Origin of the sequence: Haladaptatus sp. (assembly GCF_049589095.1) — an archaeon.
Classification (GTDB): Archaea; Halobacteriota; Halobacteria; order Halobacteriales; family Haladaptataceae; genus Haladaptatus.
This window is the reverse complement of record NZ_JBAWAC010000435.1, coordinates 1-3883: the sequence shown is the minus strand read 5'-3', so window position 1 is coordinate 3883 and position 3883 is coordinate 1. Positions and strand designations below refer to the sequence as shown.

Annotated in this window: 4 protein-coding genes; 1 reads left to right on the top strand and 3 read right to left on the bottom strand. The window is 62.0% G+C overall.

All coding sequences use genetic code 11. The features are described 5' to 3' along the window. Positions 1–1444 (top strand): YcaO-like family protein (locus WBV42_RS13690; RefSeq protein WP_423986519.1); only part of this gene is annotated, 1444 nt, incomplete at its 5' end. A 307-nt stretch (positions 1445–1751) separates the two neighbouring features. Here WBV42_RS13690 and WBV42_RS13685 read toward each other — a convergent pair. The 3 genes from WBV42_RS13685 to WBV42_RS13675 all read right to left on the bottom strand — a co-directional run. Then, a complete protein-coding gene (locus tag WBV42_RS13685; protein ID WP_423986518.1) occupies positions 1752–2885 on the bottom strand; it encodes a DUF63 family protein in 1134 nt (377 codons plus the stop codon). A gap of 43 nt (positions 2886–2928) precedes the next feature. Continuing rightward, a complete protein-coding gene (locus WBV42_RS13680) occupies positions 2929–3396 on the bottom strand; it encodes an Lrp/AsnC family transcriptional regulator (RefSeq protein WP_066142047.1) in 468 nt (155 codons plus the stop codon). Between the two features lie 97 nt (positions 3397–3493). After that, a partial coding sequence (locus tag WBV42_RS13675; RefSeq protein ID WP_423986517.1) for an inositol monophosphatase family protein occupies positions 3494–3883 on the bottom strand: 390 nt, incomplete at its 5' end.

Sequence of the window (3883 nt, the reverse complement as noted above, 5' to 3'; positions counted from 1 at the left end):
TCTCCGCGCACGCGTGGTATCGAATCGAGAGGCGGAGGGAGGCCGAGAGGAAGAGGGAGGCGAAAACGACGAGTACGACGACGTCACCGAACGATACGCTGGCGCGGTTGCGGGACGGGAGGCGGCGAGACTCGCAAGCGGGGAGGAGTCGTCGCTCCTCGGCGGGGTTCGAGAGATTCCGCACGCCGAACGACGACTGCTCCCGGTTCCGGGATGTCCGACGTGTGGGGAATCGCGGGATAGGACGCTCGGTATCGCGTACGAGGAGCGAACGTTGGACGATGCGGTGGGCCGTGCGGAACTGGCGATGGACGAGCGGATCGGAATCGTTCGCTCGCTCGGCGAGGTGTCGTCGTTTCCCGTGCCGTACTATTTGGCGTCCACCGCGGATACGAGCGGGTTCAGCGACGCACGCGCGGCGGCCCAATCGGCCGGTGTTTCGGCCGACTGGGACGAAGCGTTGATGAAGGCGCTGGGCGAGGGGATGGAGCGTTACTGCGCAGGAATCTACCGCGAGGAGGAGTTCGCGGTGGCACGGCCGTCCGAACTCGGGAACGCCGTATCACCCACCGAGTTCGTGCGCCCGACTGGGTGGGAAGACCCGAGCGACGAAGAGATCGAGTGGGTGTCGGGCCGGAATTTGACGACCGGAGATCTCGTTCATCTCCCGGCCGAATTCGTCCACTTCCCGCCGCCGTCGATGCGGTTCAAGCCATCCATCACTACCGGGATAGGGTTGGGCAATTCGACGGTAGAGGCGCTCCTGTCGGGGATATACGAAGTCATCGAGCGCGATGCGACGATGCTCGCGTGGTACTCCACGTTCGAACCGCTCGGGTTGGCCGTCGAGGACGAGGGTTTCGAGGCGCTGGTCAAACGAGCACGCGCGGAGGAGTTGGAGGTAACGACCCTGTTGGTGACACAGGACATCGACGTTCCCGTGGTGGCCGTGGCGGTTCACCGGGAGGGCGAGTGGCCGAAGTTCGCGGTCGGATCGGGTGCGAACCTCGATCCGGACGCGGCGGCACGGTCGGCGCTCGCGGAGGCGTTGCAGAACTGGACGGAACTCAAGTTGATGGGGAAGGAGGATGCGGCGAACGAGGACGGGTCCATCGGCCGGTATGCGGCGTTTCCGGACGCAGCCCGTGAGTTCGTCGCTTCCGAGACGACGATACCGAGTTCGAGCGTCGGATCGACGGTTCCGGAGGGCGTGGAGGAGTTGGAAACCGTGGTATCGCTGGCGAGGGACGCGTTTCAGGTCTACGGTGCGCGGTTGACCACGCAAGACGTCGCGTCGCTCGGATTCGAGGGGGCTCGCGTTCTAGTCCCCGACGCACAACCGCTGTTCACCGGGGATGCGTTCTTCGGCGAGCGTGCGCGGACGGTTCCCGACGAACTCGGGTTCGAACCGCGTCTCGATCGTGAACCACATCCGTATCCATAGCTGTCACCGCGCTCTCGAACTTCCTTCGAGGAGAAACATGAACCGCGCTAGCGAGACACATGGGTTTTATGTCGTGGGTGGCCGTAATTACTATAGTAGAGGGTGTGAATTATGGGTAAATTTCCATACATGTTAGGAGTGGTAACCGTATGACGACCGAATTCGAGCTCTCGTGTGCGACGTGTGGGTCGTCCCTGTCGAAACGAAACGTCAGTATCGACCATCCGAACGCGGGAACGATCGAAGTGGCGGAGTGTAAAAACTGTGGCGACCGATATTTCCCGGAATCGACGTTGGAACGTCTGGGTTAGATTCCGAACGTTGCCCGGAGCATATCGCGGGTTCCCGGCCCGAGACCGACCGCGACGATGGCGATGAGCAGCAGAATGGCGTAGCGGGGGCTTTCTTCGAATATTTGCTCGTCGAACACCCAAACGACGGCGAGCGCGGCGACTATTTTCACGAGTAGGAACGGCCATGCCGTCCCGATGACGTTGGTTATCGACGGTGGAAGTATACCGGACGTGATGTCGATGATTGCCCGATTGACGGGGTGTTTCGCGGTGTAGGGTCCAGGGAGGCCGAGCGCACCGGACCAGTCGAGAACGGCGACGTTTGCGATGCCGTCCACCGAGTGACCCCAGATGACGACCGCACCGATGGCGGCCGTTCCCGCGTTGACCTCGGGGGCGAACCGCTCCACCAGCCACCAGGCGATTCCGGTGACGAGCGTCGCACCGCCGAGGACGACGACGAGCATCTGCGGGTAGAATTCGAGGCGATTGGTCGTCACCGAGAGCATGACCAGATAGCCGATCGTGAGGGTGAGTACGAGCGTTCCGATTCCGGCGAGCGGATATTCGTAGTTCTCGACGATACCCCTTCGTTCGAGGGCGACGCTCACGACGAGTGCCGCGAGCGTGATGAGGAAGACGGTGAAGTAGATGACCGGGCTGATGATGAGGGTGTTCCACGGGAAGGAAATCGCGGCGTCGCCCACCGGTCGAAGCGCGTCGTTCGCGTCCTCCATGACACGCAGGGCACCACCGAAGAGCATGAACGGGAAGAGCGCGAAGAAGAGGCCTCGCTCCTCGCCGACGTTCAGGCGACGGAGAAGGAAGACGACACCTATCAGGGCGACGATGAGCGTGACGGCGTAGCCGACTTCCGAGACGAAGGTGTAACCGGGGACGGCGACCGGACCGGGCGCTGTCGCGCACGTGCCCGCGTCGTAGATGTATTTCGTCGTGCCACCACTACGGACGGCACACGACGCGTTGTTCGCGTCGGCCAGTACGGGTCCCCAAAAATACTGCCAGATGAAGCCGTCGTACACTTGTTTCGGGAACGCGAGCGCACCACCGATCAGGGCGACGATGGCGGCGGCGACCGCCCCCAACCACAGGCGCTCGTTTTCGAGTCCCTCGCTTGCAGTATCCATATCGCACGAAGCGAAGCGAACGGGTTTTAGGGTTCCGGTCTTGTCACTCCTCGGAACCCATCTTCAGGGGGAGTTCGTTGCTTTCGTAGGGCGACCCGAGGACGACCATCGTCTGTGAGCGGGCGAAACCGTCCATCTGCGCGATGTTGTCGAACATCAGTTCGCGGAGGCTGTCCGCGTTCTCGGCGTACACCCGTGCCAAAACATCCCACGATCCAGTAGTGAGGTGAACCTCCTGAATTCCCTCGATCCCTTCGAGTCGTTTGAGCGTGTCCTTCTCACGACCCTGTTCCACGCGGAGACCGACGAACGCGGAGATACCGAGCGATATCTTCTTCGGGTCCACGCTGGCGTGATAGCCGGTGATGACGCCCGCTTCTTCCATCCGGTTGACGCGGTCGTGGACCGTCGCACTGGACATGTCGATCTGCCGTGCTATCTCGCTGAACGGTGTTCGTGCGTTCACTTGGAGGGCTTTCAGAATGGCGCGGTCTGTGTCATCCAGGTTCATATCGCTACGGTAATGCCCCACCGCTAAATAATTGTACACCCGCATCGGAATCGAGTCGCAAATAGGAATTATAAATCATAATCGTCTACTTTCGACGCTATTTTTCCGCCTCGCGAGCCGCGGCGAGCACTTCGTCGTGTGCCTCCCCGTTGGAAGCGACCAGTCCCCGACTTTCGGTCGTCCACGGCTCGCCGTGAATGTCCGTCACCGTTCCGCCCGCCCGCCGAACCATGAACACGCCCGCGACCGTGTCCCATGGGTTCGGCACCACGTTCGTCACGGTGCCGTCGAGCGCGCCGCTGGCCACCATCCCGAGAACGATCTGGGCACACCCGAACCGGCGCATGTCGCCGAAGCGCTTCACGATTCCTTCCACCGTCGCGGCATACTCCTCCCGGCGGTCGAAGTCCCACCAAATCGTCGGGCAAACGGTGAACGTTTCGGGGTCCGTACGGTCGCTGACGGCGATTTCTTCGCCGTTCAGGTA